The organism is Pseudomonas sp. SCPG-7 (assembly GCF_002156405.1).
Lineage (GTDB): Bacteria > Pseudomonadota > Gammaproteobacteria > Pseudomonadales > Pseudomonadaceae > Aquipseudomonas > Aquipseudomonas parakoreensis.
The window spans coordinates 217,183-233,830 of sequence record NZ_MVOO01000004.1; the positions used below are offsets into that span (position 1 = coordinate 217,183).

18 protein-coding genes are annotated in these 16,648 nt (G+C 54.1%); 8 read left to right on the top strand and 10 right to left on the bottom strand.

Translation table 11 applies throughout. The annotated features are described in order from the left end of the window. Positions 1–3: 3 nt before the first annotated feature. Positions 4–1,581, bottom strand: a complete 1,578-nt coding sequence (locus B1722_RS10405) for a sensor domain-containing diguanylate cyclase (RefSeq protein WP_034139913.1) — start codon at positions 1,579–1,581, stop codon at positions 4–6. A 335-nt stretch (positions 1,582–1,916) separates the two neighbouring features. Here B1722_RS10405 and B1722_RS10410 point away from each other — a divergent pair, with 335 nt between their 5' ends. Continuing rightward, entirely contained in the window at positions 1,917–2,327 is a 411-nt protein-coding gene (locus B1722_RS10410) for a response regulator (RefSeq protein ID WP_034139790.1), read from the top strand. An 80-nt stretch (positions 2,328–2,407) separates the two neighbouring features. On the opposite strand, the gene B1722_RS10415 is transcribed toward B1722_RS10410, so the two are convergent. Further along, complete coding sequence (locus B1722_RS10415; protein ID WP_034139791.1) at positions 2,408–2,659, bottom strand: hypothetical protein; 252 nt, start codon at positions 2,657–2,659, stop codon at positions 2,408–2,410. A 196-nt stretch (positions 2,660–2,855) separates the two neighbouring features. Between B1722_RS10415 and B1722_RS29805 the strand changes: the two genes are divergently transcribed. Then, positions 2,856–3,113, top strand: coding sequence for a DUF6555 family protein (locus B1722_RS29805; RefSeq protein ID WP_034139792.1), 258 nt, complete (start codon positions 2,856–2,858; stop codon positions 3,111–3,113). Further along, the gene (locus B1722_RS10425) at positions 3,110–3,358 is read left to right on the top strand and encodes a hypothetical protein (RefSeq protein WP_052199021.1); all 249 of its coding nucleotides are present in this window, start codon (positions 3,110–3,112) and stop codon (positions 3,356–3,358) included. The genes B1722_RS29805 and B1722_RS10425 overlap by 4 nt, the downstream gene beginning before the upstream one ends. A 22-nt stretch (positions 3,359–3,380) precedes the next feature. On the opposite strand, the gene B1722_RS10430 is transcribed toward B1722_RS10425, so the two are convergent. The 4 genes from B1722_RS10430 to B1722_RS10445 all read right to left on the bottom strand — a co-directional run bounded on the left by B1722_RS10430 (position 3,381) and on the right by B1722_RS10445 (position 6,818). After that, complete coding sequence (locus tag B1722_RS10430; RefSeq protein ID WP_034139914.1) at positions 3,381–3,917, bottom strand: hypothetical protein; 537 nt, start codon at positions 3,915–3,917, stop codon at positions 3,381–3,383. A gap of 205 nt (positions 3,918–4,122) precedes the next feature. Further along, on the bottom strand, positions 4,123–4,623 hold the full coding sequence (locus tag B1722_RS10435; protein ID WP_034139794.1) for a ferritin-like domain-containing protein: 501 nt from the start codon (positions 4,621–4,623) through the stop codon (positions 4,123–4,125). Between the two features lie 146 nt (positions 4,624–4,769). Beyond that, the gene (locus B1722_RS10440; protein ID WP_034139795.1) at positions 4,770–5,699 is read right to left on the bottom strand and encodes a ZIP family metal transporter; all 930 of its coding nucleotides are present in this window, start codon (positions 5,697–5,699) and stop codon (positions 4,770–4,772) included. A gap of 234 nt (positions 5,700–5,933) precedes the next feature. Continuing rightward, the gene (locus B1722_RS10445; protein WP_034139796.1) at positions 5,934–6,818 is read right to left on the bottom strand and encodes a manganese catalase family protein; all 885 of its coding nucleotides are present in this window, start codon (positions 6,816–6,818) and stop codon (positions 5,934–5,936) included. A 337-nt stretch (positions 6,819–7,155) separates the two neighbouring features. Here B1722_RS10445 and B1722_RS10450 point away from each other — a divergent pair, with 337 nt between their 5' ends. Next, positions 7,156–7,596 (top strand): low affinity iron permease family protein, encoded by a 441-nt coding sequence (locus tag B1722_RS10450; RefSeq protein WP_080761495.1) that lies wholly within the window; start codon positions 7,156–7,158, stop codon positions 7,594–7,596. 50 nt (positions 7,597–7,646) lie between these two features. On the opposite strand, the gene B1722_RS10455 is transcribed toward B1722_RS10450, so the two are convergent. Both B1722_RS10455 and B1722_RS10460 read right to left on the bottom strand, forming a co-directional pair. Continuing rightward, positions 7,647–7,907: a DUF1652 domain-containing protein gene (locus tag B1722_RS10455; RefSeq protein ID WP_034139797.1), complete on the bottom strand. Its 261-nt coding sequence runs from the start codon at positions 7,905–7,907 to the stop codon at positions 7,647–7,649. Positions 7,908–8,343: 436 nt separating this feature from the next. Next, on the bottom strand, positions 8,344–9,144 hold the full coding sequence (locus tag B1722_RS10460; RefSeq protein WP_086792405.1) for an alpha/beta fold hydrolase: 801 nt from the start codon (positions 9,142–9,144) through the stop codon (positions 8,344–8,346). A gap of 371 nt (positions 9,145–9,515) precedes the next feature. On the opposite strand from B1722_RS10460, the gene B1722_RS10465 reads away from it, so the two are divergent. Together B1722_RS10465 and B1722_RS10470 are read left to right on the top strand one after the other, a co-directional pair. Next, complete coding sequence (locus tag B1722_RS10465; RefSeq protein WP_176393372.1) at positions 9,516–9,800, top strand: MbcA/ParS/Xre antitoxin family protein; 285 nt, start codon at positions 9,516–9,518, stop codon at positions 9,798–9,800. 56 nt (positions 9,801–9,856) lie between these two features. Next, entirely contained in the window at positions 9,857–10,648 is a 792-nt protein-coding gene (locus tag B1722_RS10470; RefSeq protein ID WP_034139798.1) for an NAD-dependent deacylase, read from the top strand. A 79-nt stretch (positions 10,649–10,727) separates the two neighbouring features. Here B1722_RS10470 and B1722_RS10475 read toward each other — a convergent pair whose 3' ends face one another. Both B1722_RS10475 and B1722_RS10480 read right to left on the bottom strand, forming a co-directional pair. Next, on the bottom strand, positions 10,728–13,142 hold the full coding sequence (locus tag B1722_RS10475) for a S8 family peptidase (protein ID WP_034139799.1): 2,415 nt from the start codon (positions 13,140–13,142) through the stop codon (positions 10,728–10,730). Positions 13,143–13,163: 21 nt separating this feature from the next. Then, positions 13,164–14,147 carry an AAA family ATPase gene (locus tag B1722_RS10480; RefSeq protein WP_034139800.1) on the bottom strand — a complete coding sequence of 328 codons (984 nt, stop codon included), beginning with the start codon at positions 14,145–14,147 and terminating at the stop codon, positions 13,164–13,166. 734 nt (positions 14,148–14,881) lie between these two features. Between B1722_RS10480 and B1722_RS10485 the strand changes: the two genes are divergently transcribed. Next, on the top strand, positions 14,882–15,862 hold the full coding sequence (locus B1722_RS10485; RefSeq protein WP_034139801.1) for a toll/interleukin-1 receptor domain-containing protein: 981 nt from the start codon (positions 14,882–14,884) through the stop codon (positions 15,860–15,862). Between the two features lie 328 nt (positions 15,863–16,190). After that, a complete protein-coding gene (locus B1722_RS10490) occupies positions 16,191–16,523 on the top strand; it encodes a hypothetical protein (RefSeq protein ID WP_239778395.1) in 333 nt (110 codons plus the stop codon). Positions 16,524–16,648: the final 125 nt, after the last annotated feature.

A 16,648-nucleotide genomic window follows, 5' to 3' on the forward strand; every position in this document is an offset into this window, starting at 1 on the left:
CTTTCAGTCAGCGATCACGCTCATGTTTCGGCCGCTGGTCTTGGCAATGTAAAGCGCTTTATCAGCAGCACCAATCAGATCGTCCGGGGTGTCCTCAGTTCTTGGGCTACAGGCGCTTACACCGATGCTGACCGTCACTATCCCCTGCTCGCTGTCTTTGTGTGCAATCTGCGCTTGTTCTACTGCGTTGCGGATCTTTTGCGCGACGATAAAAGCCCCAACGTAATCGGTTGCCGGCAGAACAACTGCGAACTCCTCGCCGCCAAATCGTGCAGCGAGATCGCCTGGTCTCTTAATGTTTTCAAGGATGATCCCACTTAGCCTGCGTAGACACTCGTCACCGACCAAGTGGCCATACCGATCATTGAAACGCTTGAAGTGATCGACGTCGATCATCAGCAAGGCCAGGGTGGTGTGACTACGTTTGGCCCTTCCCATCTCAGCCTGCGTGAACAAGTCGAACTGGCGACGGTTTGCGAGCCCGGTCAGTGCGTCTTCCAAGGCGAGCAGTTCCAGGGTTCGATTCACATCAAGCAGCTTGTCTTGAGCGCCCAGTAATTCGTTTTGAATTCGGTTCTGTTGTTTCATCAACCGGATGAAGCGATAACCGATCCCACCCAAAACGCTCATCAGCAAAATTACGATGGCGGAGCTCATCAATGTTTCCTGCCACCAGCTTGCCAATACCTCCTCTTTATTCATGGCTGAAAACACCACGAGAGGATACCCACTGACCCGTCGAAACCCGACGACGCGTTCTACACCATCTACGTATGATCTGACCGTGGCCGTTCCAGATGGCCCCTTTGGTAGCAACTGGGTGAATAGCGGGCCGTCCGCAACACTGCTGCCAATGATCGCATCGTTAAAGGGGCGTCGGATGATGATTCTGGCGTCGGAGGAAATCAGGTTGATAACGCCATTACTGCCAATATCGATGCTGTTGTAGAGCTTGAGAAAGTGATCAAGATAGATAGTTGCCAATGCCACGCCGGCAAAACTGCCATCAGGGTTGTTGATCCTGCGCGACACCGGCAGGACCCAATCGCCCGTTGAGCGACTTTTGATGGACAGCCCTACATGCGGGCCTCGGTCAGGATGATCGCGATGGTAGATAAAATACTCACGATCGGCGTTATTTGCGTTCGGCGGCAGGATGCCGCTCGAGTCCGCTATCCAGGCGCCGTTCTGGTCATAGATAAATAACCCATGCAACTGTGGCAGCTCGTTTCGCTGTGCATTGAGAAGACGTAGTAGGAGAGGTAACTGCTCCGGGCTCATTCCTTCCGTTTCAATTCGATCGACCAAGCTGAACAGCACGGTGTCGGCTTGTTTGATGGATGCCTGAGCTTGTGACGCCAGGGTTTGCGCGAGGTTGGCCATTGACACTTCCTTGTCGTGCAACCGGTAGTCACGCGAATTCCAGCCCTCCCAGATGGCAACCACCACTAGCGAAAGGCAAACTGCCAGGAGAAAGCCGATCGCTGCGCGAACCTTGTCTTTCGTCACCCCGTGCTCAGACGTGGTGAGCTCTGCTTCCTTAACTTTTGCAAGACCAGCTGCGAAAGACTCGTGAGGCATAATTTGCCCTTTATGATATTGAGCGGCGAGACATTCCCTTAGCTCGTTTTGACTCAATGTGCACCCGCAGGCGCCCGACACCATTCGACCATACTCCAAGAAAATTGGGTGAACTGGCAAGGGAGGGCATCAAGATCCCATGGATTAGGGGGTCTAGGTCTCAGACGAATTGTGGCACGCTGATTTTTTCTCATCCGGGAACATGTCGTAGATCTAAGTCTCCAATGCCGCGGCGGTCGACTGGTGGGTATTAATTCCTGGACGATTCAGTTCCGGTACTACACTGACGGACGTGAATTTTCTTTTGAACTCTGCAGACGTTAAGGATCCGGAGATTGAAGCTCACTTGGGAAGGTCTACTGCCAATTTCTGGCAAAGTCATCGTGATTGAAGACGATCCGACGCTTCGTATGCTCATGGGCGATATCCTGAAGGAAATCGGCGCACAGTCCCTAGCCTTTGAGACAGCTGACGATGCTTTGACATATTTGCTTGAGGCGCATGTGCCGTGCCCTCTGGTGGTGGTGGATCATGCATTACCGGGACAGATTCAGGGTGCTGAATTTATCGAGATGGTGAAGGGCAAGTGGCCTTCCACGGGATCCATCCTAATCTCTGGCTATTTGCTGGAGCCATCAACTATCCCCCGTTCGACCCAGTACCTGCAAAAGCCGTGGTCATTGGATGACTTTGTCGTGGCGGTGGCAGCGGTTTTACAGCCAGGCTATCCGTTGCGTAAAAACTGACTCGCTGCGCTTCGGTGATCGCGCGGATTGCCGAGCTTCTTCAATGGCTTTACACAGATCACCCATCGCGGCTGGTAGTGCTAATCATGGTAGTCAGCGCCGGCGACGGCACGAAGATAAGCCTGATCGGCCTCAATACGCAGCTCACGCCATTCCTGCCAGGTCACGACGCCCAACCGATCCATTTCATCAGCTAGACGCAAAAGTTCGTCGTGGTAAGCATCCGGGCAGTCCATTCGCAGCGTGCAATCATCCATTGCGCTATGCCAGCGATCGTAGGCACGTAGCTTGGCCTCTTGCTCTGGAGAGAAAAGGATTTTGCAGCTGTTCATGGTGATGACTCTGCGACATGGTTTGCCAGTTGAGCCAACTGCTTTGAAGACAGTTCAGAGGAGCCGACCAGAGGACAAATACCTCTCGAAGGGAGCGCTTTGCACCAAGGTGTATTGACAGCCACATTCCTACATATTTTTTTGGAATTTTTCGGCAGCGCATCGCTCCTTTGCATATGAGCAAAAGGAGGGCCTCATGAATCGCACTGATCTGTACGTCATTGAATATCGGCTTCACGGGAAGCCAAAGTCGTTCGTCATTCGATCGCCCAAAATGCGAAACGCGGATGCTTGGCATTGGGCATGTTGCGACGCGGATTTGGCGCCTATCCCAAAACCGGGGAAGGCTCCGCTCAAGGTGTTCAGCAAGCCTATGGCTGAGAGGTTCGGCGTGACAGATGTGAGATGGCGGGAAACCACCAAAGTAGCGTGGACGGAGGCAGTTTCAATATGACCCAAGACACAACGCAATCAGCGGTATCATCGACCGACGATGAGCTAGCGCGAAATGCAGCTCTTTTCCTCGAGGCGGACCGGCTGGAGGCGCATGCCTACAGCATGCTTGAGGGCGACTCTACCAGTGCAGTGTCCTGGGAGCGCTTTACTGAAGCGAAAGCGCAGGCCGATGCTAAGCGTATCGAAGCGCAGCAGGATCTCCTGCGCATTCGCGGTCAACTCATAAATTCTCCGGGGACGTGAGCATGTACATGGGGCCTCAAGGTTAACCGAACGGCTTCGTGAGCTGGATGAGCACCGACCAGAAACCCAGCAGGATCCAGAACGTTGCAAAAATCCAAGGGGTGCGCACCGAGAACAACAGCGCCTTTCGGTACCCCTTATGGGTGGACTCTCGCTCGCAAAACAGCGGTGATTCATCGTAAGCCATGCCCATCACCGGCTCGCTCCTCAATAGCTCGCTCTGCTTGTAGTACCAATGATCGATGATGTCGTAGGCCGCCCGAATGCCGGGCCATGCGTTGAGCGTGCTGAGTAATCCCAACAGCGCGAGAAAGGGAGGCACGATCAGCGTGAAGAGCTTGCCCCACTCAGGGTTGAGATTCCCCATGCAGGACGCGAACGCGATGACCAGAAAGGATTGCGCCGCCAGATAGGCGTCAGTCCGGTTGGCCAGGATCGAGGTCTCGTAATGAATTTCGCGACGATAAAATTCCAACCGTTCTTTGGGCGATCCGAACATCTTGGCGTTGTGTTCGGTCAACTCGGCCTCGCTGGTCGGTGAAGTCAGGATTCTTGGCAACGCGTTTACCTCAGAAATGACCTGCAACGATGATCATCTATTTTTGTGTTCCAGTGGGATGGCCCATAAAGGTCCAGAAGCAGGGCAACCGCTGCACCGGCGATCCATAAAGTATCCGGCTTGGATAAGGCGAGGTCAGCTTGGCTAAAAGAACGCCACGGTAACGAAAGTCGCCGTGGCGTTCTTACCGCCTCAATTTGAATCTTTATTTTTTCTCGAGGGTCGCAGCCTGGTTACCGCCTTGCTCCGCGATCTTCGACAGCTTCTCGTCGGCGCCTTTCTCCTCAGCCAGGGTGGCCTCCAGCAATGCAGCGGCATCGTCGAGTTTCAGGTGCTTGGCCATCGCGATCAGCGTGCCGTAACTGGCGATTTCGTAGTGCTCGACCTTTTGCGCAGCGCCGATCAGTGCTGCATCCAGCACCGCACCTTTGTCGATTTCGTCCAGTAGCTCTTTGGACTCCTCGACCAGGCCCTCCATCGCAACGCACTTCATGCGTTTGAGCTTCAGTCCAGTCAGCTCGACCAGCTGATCGATACGTTCGATTTGGCCCTGTGTTTCTTCAAGGTGCGAGGTGAAGGCTTCAGCAAGCAGCGGATTGGTCGCCGCCCGCGCTAGGCGCGGCAACGCTTTGGTGATCTGTTTCTCGGCGCTGTAAACATCGGAGAGTTCATGGATGAACAAGTCTTCAACAGTTTTCCTAGCCATTTCTAACTTCCTTCTGGTCAATGGATGTTTACCCGAGGCGTGATGAGGATTGCTCGTCCGCCATCGTGGTGATCATGAAAACTGACCAAGCTCTTTTAAGAGGCGTTCCAAGATTTTTTCGCTTCCCGGATGAAGTGTTCATCCCATTAGCCCAGTGCGGTATCGAGGAACATCATCACCCCGAATCCCAACATCAGACCGAGGGTCGCAGGTGTCTCGTGGCCGTTACGGTGTGTTTCAGGAATGACTTCGTGGGACACCACAAAGATCATCGCGCCGGCTGCGAGACCTAAGGCAATTGGATAACCCAAGGCGAAACCACTCGATACGCCGAGTCCGACCACTGAGCCCAAGGGTTCCATCAAACCGGAACCGATGGCGATCAACGCCGCCCGCCAAGCAGAGATACCGGTGACGCGCAAAGCCAGTGCAACGGCGAGCCCCTCCGGGATGTCTTGAATGGCGATGGCCGTCGTCAGCGGCAGGCCCACTTTCATATCGCCATTGGCAAAGCTGACGCCGATGGCCATGCCCTCCGGCAGGTTGTGCAGGGTGATGGCCAGGACAAACAACCACACTCGATTGAACCGTTGAGAGTCCGGTCCGCGCCTGCCGCTTTCCTGATGCTCATGAGGCACGAAACGATCTAGACCGATCATCAATGCCACACCCAGAGCCAGTCCAAACACCACAACACAGGCGGCCAGTAGCTGGTTTCCACACAGTGCCTGAGCGGCCTCAATGCCCGGAAGAATCAACGAGAAAGAGCTCGCTGCCAGCATCATGCCGGCGGCGAACCCCAGCATGATGTCTTGGGTACGCGAGGCAATATCGCGAAGGATGATCGCCACCACAGCGCCCAGGGTGGTCGCGGCGAATCCAGACAACCCTCCTAATGCCGCCAGACGCAGATTTTCCTTTTCAGCCCCTACCAGCGCCGAGTAACCACTGAACAACAGCAAACCAGTGACCAGCAGGAGCGTCGACCAAAACAGCACCCCAGGCCAACCGCCACTGGATGCCATGCCCAACCAATTGCGCAGTGAGGGTCTCGCAGACGATGAGGAAAGTGACATGTCGCCTCCTATCGTCCGGCTGGATGTTTCCCTGTGGCGTTGGCGGTCGAGTGACGCAACGTCTGGGCGATCCGCATAGCGGTCCGATCAAAGGATGCAGCGGTTGCGTTGAAGCGATCGGACAAGGACTGCGCCAGGTCATTGTTGAAAACGCCGGTATTCGAATTCATGCCGTGTACCTCGGATTGCATGGATAAAGAAACCGCACGCCGTTGTGGCGTGCGGTATTGGTCATCAAGCGTTCGGTTCACCCTGAACACCCGCGCCAAGATCGGCGCCGGTGATAGGATTGCTGTCCGGGTCGGACATGGTTCGTGCCTTCATATCCAGCAGCAGTTCCTCTTCTTCAGCGCTTAGTTGAACACTGGCGGTACCGTCACCGCCGTCCACGGCAGGCGCGGGGTTTTCCACGTACTCCCAATCGTCGCCCTGGTTCCACGGACCACGGGTGCTGCCTTCCCCTTGCGACATGTTGAAGTACACGTTGGTGAACTCCGGCATGCCGGGGAGCTTGCCCTGCGGGAAGTTCGGCTGGATTGCGTGGAGTGCTTTTTCGAAGGACAGTTGGTGGGCGATTTCGCGGGTCATAAGAAAGCCCAGTGCTTCTTTAACGCCAGGATCGTCCGTCACGTTCATCAGCCGCTCATAGACGATTTTTGCGCGAGCCTCGGCAGCAATGTTGGAGCGGAAGTCGGCCGTCGGCTCACCGATCGTATCGACATAGGCTGCCGACCAAGGCACGCCGGCGGAGTTGGTCAGCGGTGCGCCGGCGCCATACAGCAGGCTGGTGATGTGCGAATCGTTGCCCGCACCATTGATGGCCCGGTACAACTCACCTTCTTCTTCAACGCCCTCGGCCATTCGGCCTTTGGCACCCTTGTTCAACATAACGATGATGGAGCCGACGATTTCGAGGTGGCTTAGCTCCTCTGTCGCAATGTCCATCAGCAGGTCTTTACGGCCCGGATCATCTTCGGCCAGCGCTTGGGTGAAGTATCGCGATGCCGCCGCGAGCTCTCCCTGTGCGCCGCCAAATTGTTCAAGTAACAGATTGGCCAAGCCTGGATTGGGCTCGGCAACCCGCACGGTGTATTGAAGTCGCTTGTTATGTAGAAACATGACAAATCTCCTCAGGTCAGACGAGGCTCGATGCTCATTCGAGAAAGATCGAATGCGAGCTCACAGACATCTGAAGCGAATTCCGTGTGAGTAATTGCAATTTGTTTTCAGTCACGGCGACAAGCGGCGCGGAATGACTTTTTTTGAGACTTTAATCGCCAGTCGTCGGCCTTCCTCGGAGGCTTCGCAAACTTTTGCGTGATCAGTCAGCTCAACCGCTATCAGAGTTAGGAGCGTTTCCGATGGAGGAATTGCGAGGAGAGAGAAGACATATGTAACAAAGAATTTCATAGAGTTTGCGTGGTCGAAATGGCATCTCCCACTTGGATTTATGGTCATGAAATTCGCAAAGTTTTGCCAAGCACTCTCGAACTGGGCCGGCAGCTCGAAAACCTTTCTGATAGCTATTCTGCTGATCATCGCTTGGGCGTTAACGGGTCCGTATTTTCACTACAACGACACCTGGCAACTGATCATCAACACGTCAACAACGATCATCACCTTCCTGATGGTATTCCTCATCCAGAACACACAGAACAGGGATAACGACATCTTGCACCTGAAACTCGATGAACTGATCCGAGCAACAAAGGACGCGCAGAACGCCTTCATGTCATTGGATCATCTGGATACCAAGGAGCTGCGTGAGTTACGCAAGCGTTACAGCACGATGGGAGAAGAGGAAGAGGTGAATCTTGAGTGCACGGAAACTGCATCCGTAACGCAGGACATCCAAAAGCCCGCCGCGCTGCCTCCGGCGGAAACGCCAATGCCCTAGCAGTCGCGATGAGGGCTTAGGATTGGCTAAGCCCTCGGCACCTACAACTATCAACGGGTGGCAGCGATACCCGACAGGTTTCTTTGTTTGTTGGTCGCCAGATCGTACCGAAGCTCAGCAATCAGCTCTGAGATCGCCCGAGGACTGACCAATGTATTCGTCGAAATTCCAGTGACAAGCAGATCGACGCTGCCCGTCGCGGGATCAGTCACTCGGACCTGTAGTGAATTTCCAGTCACTAAAGTGCATTGGCACTCCAGCGGTCGAAAGCTCTCTTCAATGATTCTGCGCAGCTCCAGGGTTGAAATCATTCATTTCCTCCAGTGTCGTATCCCGAAGCAAGACATGTAGTGTTGAGTGGCAGATGCAGGCCCTAGGATTTCTCGAGCCATTGCGATCAAGACGATACATTTCTGGCGACAAAAGTTTGGCTTTCAAGGCCGAAACGGATACTGGTTCACATTTTCACGGTAATTAATCGAGCGTCAGTTAACCCGTTGGATGTAAACGCGCCTACCTATCCGTAGCCGGTGGTGTCAGCATCATCACTGATGAAGTTTAGGTTATCCAAATGAAAGGCTGGAGGATGCCGACGCAAGGAGCTTAAGCAAACCCAGTTCGAAACGCGTGATTCCTGTAGACCGGCCCAAATTGATTGCGAGAATCCGGTGTTTGCAGAGATGTATAAAACGGAGGGAGCGGGCAATTACGCAGAGGTCTACTGAAGCTGAATGCTCACGTGGCCAGTTAGGTGAGGTTGGCGATCGCGGGCTTTTTATCGTCGTGCGGTCGCTCAAGGAATTCGCGTATGACTTCGGCGGTTTGCTTAGCACTGGTCAACACGAAGAAATGACCCTCGCCACGCAGAACATGCAGTTCGGCACCGCGAATGCCGTGACGCAAAATGTGCCCGTTATAAAGCCGCACCAGCGGATCGCGATCGCCGGCGAGAATGAGCGTCCGCTGGCGAAGGCGGAACAGACGTAACAGGCTCGTCCAGCCGACCAATGCCGTGAATTGACGGTAATAGGTTTGGGGATTAACCGAGAGCATCCCATTCGCAACCCCGAAATGCATAAGCGCCTTTGTCGAATTGCGCCGGCCTTTTTGCTTATGCGGTTTGGCGCTTTTAGCCATGCTAAAAAAATCCAAGATATCAGCGGGTTTTACCAACATTGCTGGGCCGGCCGAGGTCGCAGCGAGTATCAAGCGACGCACCATGCTTGGATAACGTAGAGCGAATTCCTGTGCCAAAGCACCGCCCCAACTCACGCCGAATACATCGACCTGGTCGAACCCCAATTGCTTGAGCATCTGAGCGATCGTATCGGCATAACGCGGCAGACGCATTGGCCAACGCGGCGTCTGCGATTTGCCGACGCCGGGAACGTCCAACGTGATGGTCGTGTAGTCGGTCAGTTCATTTCGCAGAGGGTCGAACGCACGGATTAAGCCACCCATGCCGTTGAGCAGAAGCAGCGGTGAACCCTGGCCACGGATTGAAACGTTTAACTGCAAATCGCAAATGGATAATTTCTGAGTTGTCATGATGCTCCCTTTTTGCCCCCATCCTGACGGATCACTGTATGCAGTCCGCGTATGGGGCGGAAACACTGATCCCGCGCATGCCCCGGCTTGAAGGAAGTCCAGTTACAAGTCCCTCTCACACACGATCCTCGCTGTATTTGAGACTCAAGGTAATCACAAAGCTCCAATAGTCGAATTGTGGAAGGGCTCTGCAATGGGATTCCCACCTGTTGACTGCGAAATCGTGGAGCAACGACTGCAAAACTGTGCCAGTTCGACAGTCGCGAGGTAATGTCATACGAACCTTCCCTGCTCGACGGGATGTACTGCTCGGATGCCAAGTGCCGATGTATGCTGAACCTGCTGAATGTCGCAATTCGCAGGTGGCAACGATGCACTCAAAAGTACAACCCAAACCTTACTATTGGTCGATTGGTAAGAACACTTTTACTAACGTCAATTGTCTAAGCAGCCACCACCAAGCATATCTAGTACGGCGATACATGATCTTGGGACAGGCGGCAGAGGTGCTCGGCAGCTGTGATCGTGCCGAGCAATGGTTCAACGAACCCGCCCGTGGCCTGGATTATCAACCGCCTTGCAGCGTTATTGATGATGACCATGGCTATCAGCGGATCAAAGACTATCTGGGCCGCATTGAATATGGCGTGTATTGAGCAACGCCGGAAGCATCCCGTTATTGGCACAGACAAGCGCCGTAGGTGGTGGGAAGATGAACAGCACTGTCGAAGCCGTAGTCTCGCTGGTCGGGGGTGCGAAGCGGATCGTGGTATTTACCGGTGCGGGCATCTCGGCCGAAAGCGGTATACCCACATTCCGCGATCCGTTGACCGGAATATGGGCGCGCCAGGATCCGGAGAAGCTGGAGACAGCTAACGCGTTCCGCGAGGACGCAGCATTAGTCTGGGGATGGTATCTATGGCGGCGGGCGCAAGTCGCGCAAGCGGTGCCCAACGCTGCGCATCAAGCCATTGCGCAGTTGACATGGACGCGAGATGTAACGGTGATCACGCAAAACATCGACGACCTGCATGAGCGAGCTGGAGCAGTGGATGTAATCCATCTGCACGGTAGCTTGGAACAGCCCAAATGCTTTGCCTGCCATAGGACTCCAACGGCCTTCTCGTTCGAGGAACCGATTGCTAGGGAGGATATGAGGATCGAGCCGCCTCGCTGTCCCCGCTGCCGCGGCAAGCTACGCCCGGGTGTGGTGTGGTTCGGTGAAGAACTGCCGGCGGTGGCTTGGAAGAAGGCTGTTCTTGCAACAAAAAATTGCGACGTTCTGCTGTCGATCGGCACTTCGGGGGTGGTCTTCCCGGCCGCAGAGATTCCAACCATGGCTCTGCGAGCCGGTGCTTACGTCGTGCACATCAATCTAGTGCAAGTTGCGCAGCCGAGCTGCCGTGAGTTGTGCCTAGTGGGGCGCGCAACAGAAATCGTTCCGGCTTTAGTTTTTCTGATGCGCCCATCGACTGGCGCTCAGGTTGAGAGACCGGTGCCCTGAGGAAATCGTCAGCCCATCTTCCCCGACGTCCGGTCTCTACAACAGAGAGCATCTCATGAAGTAACGCAGCTTCAACCGACTAAAATGCCGCCCGCTGCCGGGCCTCTTCTCGTGCCTGGAGCTGCAGTTCGAGCTGGGCTTGGATCTCTGTGTACAACTGAGCCCGCTCGTTATCGCGATCAGCTACTGTCACCACGAGCGAATAGGGTTCTTTGTCCAATACGTCCGGGTGATTCCACTCCCGATCTTGACGAATCACGACGACAAACCATTTCTCAGCAGGATTGCGTTGCTTGAAGGTCCACTTGGATGACTGCACCGTACCTCGACTTCTCAGTTGAGCGGAGATATCCCGGTTCGGCTCGGCGTCGTCACTACGGGTCTCATTTTCCTCCTGCTTGTCCCTGTTGAAGTAGCCCTGCACCTCGTCCAGGGAAGCCCCTTTGACCAAACGGAAACTGATCTGAGTCGCAAGATAGTCCAGGCGAGTGGTACGCACTGCCGGCGAGTAGGCCAGCGTGACGCACAACTCCCTAAGACCCCGCGTCTTGCGCAGGTAGGTAGCAGGAAGAGGCAGCTCATAAAACTGGCAGGCATCCTTCTCGATGCTCTCTTCGCACATCAATACAACGCATTGATCCGAGGATCGGAACAAGTCACTTTCACTCACTTGGCCGTATCCACCCACATCGCGGGAAATCTCGCGGTTGTAGGTCGCTTTATTGGCTTTGTAACCCTTGCGCATCTCCTCCGAGAAAGTGCTCTCCACCTCGCTCGACAGAGACGCATGGTTCACGAGCATGGCTCGCAGAAGATTGGCTGAAGCCTCCGGGTATTCATTGAGCAGACGCCCTGCCAAATGAGTGATGTAAGGCGCAGAGAAACTAGTGCCACTGAGTTCCTTGAACAGCGTATTGCCTTGGAACTGATGGTTCATCGTCAGCACGCCCAGACCGCGCATGTCGGTCTTCCACTGCTGATTGTTGTAATGCACCGGACACGCCAGGTTGCCACCATGAGCGACCAACTCCGGCTTTAGAGCCCCTTTCACCGACGGGCCATGTCGGGTGAACGGTGAGGGTTGGTTCTCCGATGCCGGAGACAGCTGATGGATCTCGGGGTGTCGCTGGCTGTCGAAAGTGGCGTCGTGGCGGGAAATGCTGCCGACGGTCAGCACATTCAACGCAGGTGCCGGGTCAATGATGACACTGCGTTCGTGCAGCAGGTATTCCGGATACTCGTCCCGCCAGCTTTTTATCGGTACGGCCGGATCCTCAGAGCCCATGAAGTTGCCGGTAGAAACGACAAACAGCACGTTGTGTTTACGCGCAAGCACATCGAGGATGTAGGCCAGACCGCGAATGTGTGTACCGTCGTAAGGCGCATTGGTATTTCCCAGCGACAAATTGAAGATGCGGCAGCCCAGTCCCACGAAATGCTCAACGGCCTCTGTCAGAGTCGCTTCTACCGTGTGCTCGTCATAAATAGCATTGTGGGTGTCTGGGCATTTGCGCATGACCTTACCGTTGTAAAGCCAGATTTGCGGATTCCAGAAGTTGCTTCGATCACAGGCTTCTACGTCGCCATAAAGCGCAATCCCGGCGACGGCTGTCCCGTGGCCAGCCTCATCGAATGCGTCCTGACCCGCCACGAATGACTCACTTTCTGCAATTGCCGATCGAAGCAACGGATGGTTAGTGTTGATACCGCTGTCCAGGATGCACACCCGCGCCGCATCGTCGGCAGGGCGTGGAATGTTTGCCGGGATCTGAGCAATGTCACGGTTCAGCTGCGGGTAAGAGATGCCAGTCTGGGGAATGAGGTCAACCATGCGCACGTCACTATGGTTGAGCAGCCCTTGTGCTTGAACATCACTCACCTCGACGCGGTACATCACCAAGCTGTCGAAGTTGAGCTTGTGGATCGTCTTGATGCCGTTGTCCGCCAGCCACTTTTCGAACGAGGCGCAAAGGCGAATGCGTGCCGGATGATTGGTGACGTGGTGTGGCCAGAGTTCGACGTCCAGTGTGAATGTTTCAGAGTCTGGAAGGCCGATATGGCGTAAGGCCCAGCTTTTGCGGTCCTCGGCGGACCACGCATCGATACCCTCGATGGCTTCCAGAATCTGCTTGTAGCTGACATTCTGCCCGAGCACGCCCAACTTGTTCAGGTGGTCTTGAAAGATGGCCAGGCCGGCCTCGGTCGCAAACACCACACAAACCTGCTTGCCCTCCTGACTGATGAATTCCAGGCCATGCTTCTGGAGATTTTCAAACGTCATCGCGCCGTCGTACTGCAACTTGAATACAAACGGGGAGTTCTCGGCAGACTTGTGCTGCTTTGCAGCAACACCCGCTGCCGTCGCAAAATAGCCGTTAAGCTTCTGGCCATGCCCCCGCAAGTCATCGCGCTTGGTGAACTTGGGGGGATTTTTCGTCCGACGACGATTGTCCAGGTTTTCGCGCTCAAAACTCAGGTGTTTGTAAGTTGCCAATTCATCGTCCTTGATAGCAGGTTAGTGCTTGCGGAGTCCCTCCCGCACCAGTGCGTTACGTAGTTCTTTGATCGTGAGGAACTCCTGATTACGCAATATCATACGCTTCACAGCGCGCCGGACAACACGTTCCACATCCGCACCGCTTTTTCCATCGAATTCTTTTAGTAACTCGGGATCATCCAGTTCGAACTGACGACGGGTCCCACGCAACTTCAGCTGTAACAATGCCATCAGCTGCTTGTGATCAGGCAGCGGAAACTCAATGGCGTCATCAAACCGGCGCCAAATTGCCGAATCCAGAATATTTTCGTGGTTAGTTGCTGCCAGAATAAGGCTTTGCCCGTCGTAGGCGTCCATCATCTGCAACACCGCATTAACTACGCGGCGTAGCTCGCCGTGCTCACCGCTATCACCACGCTCTTTACCAATGGCATCAAACTCGTCGAAAAGAACGATTAACTGATGTTTCGCAATGAAATCAAAGACCTTGCGTAAATTCGCGGCTGTTTCACCCAGAAACGAGGAGACCAATGCATCGAGACGAACAATTGCCAGCGGGCGATCCAGTTCGAAAGCGATGACTTCAGCAGCCAAGGTCTTACCGCATCCAGGCGGGCCAAAGAAAATCACTTTGCCGGATGGCTTCATGCCATAGCTACGAAGCACCTCTGCGCGTCGATGCTCTTCCAGCATCTCGTCGATCATAGAGGCACTGCTTTCGGGAAGGATGATCTCCTCCAACGAGCGCTTGGGTGGCCTGATATCAAGCAAAGGAAGTCCACGTTCCTTGTCCACAGGAATGTCCGCAGTAAACTGCGGTTTACGTGCAGACTGGACATGCATATCCCCACCATAAAGGATCTGCTCTAAATCATTTGCCAATAAGTGATGTTGCTTTTGGCGCTCTTCTTCGATGATAGCTTCAGATGCACGACGGAACGCCGCCATATCTCCGACAGCACCCGCTTTTACAAGTTGCCTGAGTACTTTTCCATTCGCCATTTTATATATCCTGCCATAAGGTTGTTTCTCAGAGTCGTCAACTCATGAAACCAATTCCTGCCCTAAGCAGTGCAACTAAAAGGCTGAATCATTGCGAGCTAACATATGAGGACTCCATTCCATTTTGAAGCGTAAAGAGTATTTCAAACTCCTTACGTTAAGTTATACGTAAGAGTATCGCCCATGGTGGGTTTTTGTCCAGTATTTCTCTCGAATTTCCTTGATTTTATTGAACCAATCGACGAGCGGCAGCAGCTGTAGAAACTGCGACACCAAGCACCCAAAACGATAGGGCTGAAAGACCGTTCAAACATCAACATTATTAATAACGCAAACAAACAATATTGATCGTCGCGATAGAGAACTCGACCTTAAACTAACTTTAGGCGTGGCAATAAACACTGACGGGAGTGGCGGAAATTTCCGACACGTCAAAGTGAGCTTGTTTTCGCCCATTAATAAATATGTAGAGATCTATTCAGAAACTAGCAAAGTAACTGGCAACACCAACAGAGACTCAGTGCACAACTGACGCTGTTTGCTGGCCGCCTCATCCGCTACCCATCAGGCGCTACCCGAACAACCACCCCATAAAGCTCAATAATTTCCAATACGATGGCTTTTAGCCTTCATCATTCCTCGGTAAGGTCTTTCTGTTGACGTGTGCGTCGCATTCGTCACCCCAGACCGGCGACCTGGTGATGTCGCTCCCTCGTTACAGAAGACTTGGAAAAATGACTGAAGTAGAAAACCGTGGCCACATCTTCATTTCCTACGCCTGGGGCAACGGGTTTGAGAACAAAGAGTGGGTACGCCAGCGCGTCCTCACCCAAATAAGTTGGAACCATGACGTATTTTGGGATAGGGATAGCATCGCCTACGGAGATTCAATCGATGGCGTTATCGCTAAAGCCTTGTCCAAGCGCCCAGTCCAGATCTTATGCCTGTGTGACCAGGACTACATCAGAGCCGCCCAACAGAAAGGTTCGGGGTTGCACCGTGAGCTGAAAATGCTTGCCGAGATCGCTTATGAACCGGGCGTGCGGATTGTGCCAGTCATCCTGGAAGCGGGGTGTGCTGACCAGTTGCCTGAGCCTTTGATCGGACGCCTCTACCTAGATCTGCAACCTCTGCATCAACTGAACATTGATCTCGGAACGGCAGTGATGGAAGTGGCCGAGGGCAGGACACCTGCGCAGGTGCAAAGTGGCGTCAACGCTCGACTGGCAGCCTTCAAACTTCGCGAGCGCGCCCTAAAATATTTCCAGACCCGACCAGTTGAAGTTTGGGGTAATGGTCGAAACCATGAAGTGACCGTCTATAGAGAAGGCACTCCCCCAACTCTGCTTCAGCCCGCGCCTTGGATGTGGGAAAGCAACAATTGGAACTACATGCTGAGCGATGATAGCCCAACGTTTTGCCCTACCAAGGGACGCTGGCATTGGGAGCTTTCCTCATCGTCCAGCGAAATGCGCCCATTGGCGACTGCGGTTTTATCGGTATTTTTTGATCAACTCGATGGTAGAAAAGCAGAGCTTTGGCTGAATCAGGGCGGTATCGTTCTAGCAAACACGTTTTTCAGGACAGTCCTGGATTCTGAGCCATTCAGATTCGATGCCGACGATGTCATCGGCTTTCTCATGCGCCGAGACGAAGGCTATGAAGCACTGGAGAAATTACTGGACGCCGCAGATGAAGGTGGTGATCGCGCGTAGCGTTTAGGGCGTAGCGTACCGGCCGTTCGGAGATCATCTGGACGGCTCGCGCAGGCAGGTCTGGGGACGCACACTGAAAAATGCCGAGACGGCATTGGAAAGGACGCCCAATCCTCTACGCCATCGCTGCATCACGAGGCACCCAACAGGCCTGCTTGCCAATCGGCGATACACGCTATCACCATCTCTACGTAACTCCGGCGGTCTCACTGAACAACCGCCGGCGCTCAGTCGAACGAGTATTCTCTAAGGGGGGCTTGCGCGAATGGATCTCTTACGGCTACAGCAACTGTTGAGTGGGCAAGGAGAGAGCATCAACGGATGCGACTTGTCAGTTGAAGATGCAATCGACTTTATACAAAGCAATTTTGGCGAGTATTCGTACTGCCTGGTTCGGGACTGGACCTTGCTGGAGCTGGAATCCTGCGGCGAGGATTACGACGCCTTACGCTCCCGTGGCCTCGAACCAGTGCTGATCTATGCGCGCAACGTTGTGCTCGACAGTCGCGAGCGCTTTAACCGAGGTGACTGGGTTCGCAGCACGTTTCAACTGAGATACGAGGACGAAGGGCTCTTTTTTACCAGAAATACTTTGTACGTGCTGCTCGGCACGGGCACGCGCCAGAGAATTACGCTGAGTGATTTACTGAGTTTGAGTTGAGCGAGCCACAGCCAGCGCCTTCGGGCTCAAACCGAGTGGACCACTGATCGCATTCAAGCCCCGGCATCCTGCGAAGGCTCTTTTTATCCATGACAGATGCCGTTGCACGCGCGAGCATAGGGCAT

Bases quoted from the DNA above. Each gene is read 5' to 3' on its own strand.
- B1722_RS10405 (WP_034139913.1), bottom strand. From the start codon at position 1,581: ATGCCTCACGAGTCTTTCGCAGCTGGTCTTGCAAAAGTTAAGGAAGCA.
- B1722_RS10415 (WP_034139791.1), bottom strand. From the start codon at position 2,659: ATGAACAGCTGCAAAATCCTTTTCTCTCCAGAGCAAGAGGCCAAGCTA.
- B1722_RS29805 (WP_034139792.1), top strand. From the start codon at position 2,856: ATGAATCGCACTGATCTGTACGTCATTGAATATCGGCTTCACGGGAAG.
- B1722_RS10425 (WP_052199021.1), top strand. From the start codon at position 3,110: ATGACCCAAGACACAACGCAATCAGCGGTATCATCGACCGACGATGAG.
- B1722_RS10435 (WP_034139794.1), bottom strand. From the start codon at position 4,623: ATGGCTAGGAAAACTGTTGAAGACTTGTTCATCCATGAACTCTCCGAT.
- B1722_RS10440 (WP_034139795.1), bottom strand. From the start codon at position 5,699: ATGTCACTTTCCTCATCGTCTGCGAGACCCTCACTGCGCAATTGGTTG.
- B1722_RS10445 (WP_034139796.1), bottom strand. From the start codon at position 6,818: ATGTTTCTACATAACAAGCGACTTCAATACACCGTGCGGGTTGCCGAG.
- B1722_RS10450 (WP_080761495.1), top strand. From the start codon at position 7,156: ATGAAATTCGCAAAGTTTTGCCAAGCACTCTCGAACTGGGCCGGCAGC.
- B1722_RS10455 (WP_034139797.1), bottom strand. From the start codon at position 7,907: ATGATTTCAACCCTGGAGCTGCGCAGAATCATTGAAGAGAGCTTTCGA.
- B1722_RS10460 (WP_086792405.1), bottom strand. From the start codon at position 9,144: ATGACAACTCAGAAATTATCCATTTGCGATTTGCAGTTAAACGTTTCA.
- B1722_RS10465 (WP_176393372.1), top strand. From the start codon at position 9,516: ATGCACTCAAAAGTACAACCCAAACCTTACTATTGGTCGATTGGTAAG.
- B1722_RS10470 (WP_034139798.1), top strand. From the start codon at position 9,857: ATGAACAGCACTGTCGAAGCCGTAGTCTCGCTGGTCGGGGGTGCGAAG.
- B1722_RS10480 (WP_034139800.1), bottom strand. From the start codon at position 14,147: ATGGCGAATGGAAAAGTACTCAGGCAACTTGTAAAAGCGGGTGCTGTC.
- B1722_RS10485 (WP_034139801.1), top strand. From the start codon at position 14,882: ATGACTGAAGTAGAAAACCGTGGCCACATCTTCATTTCCTACGCCTGG.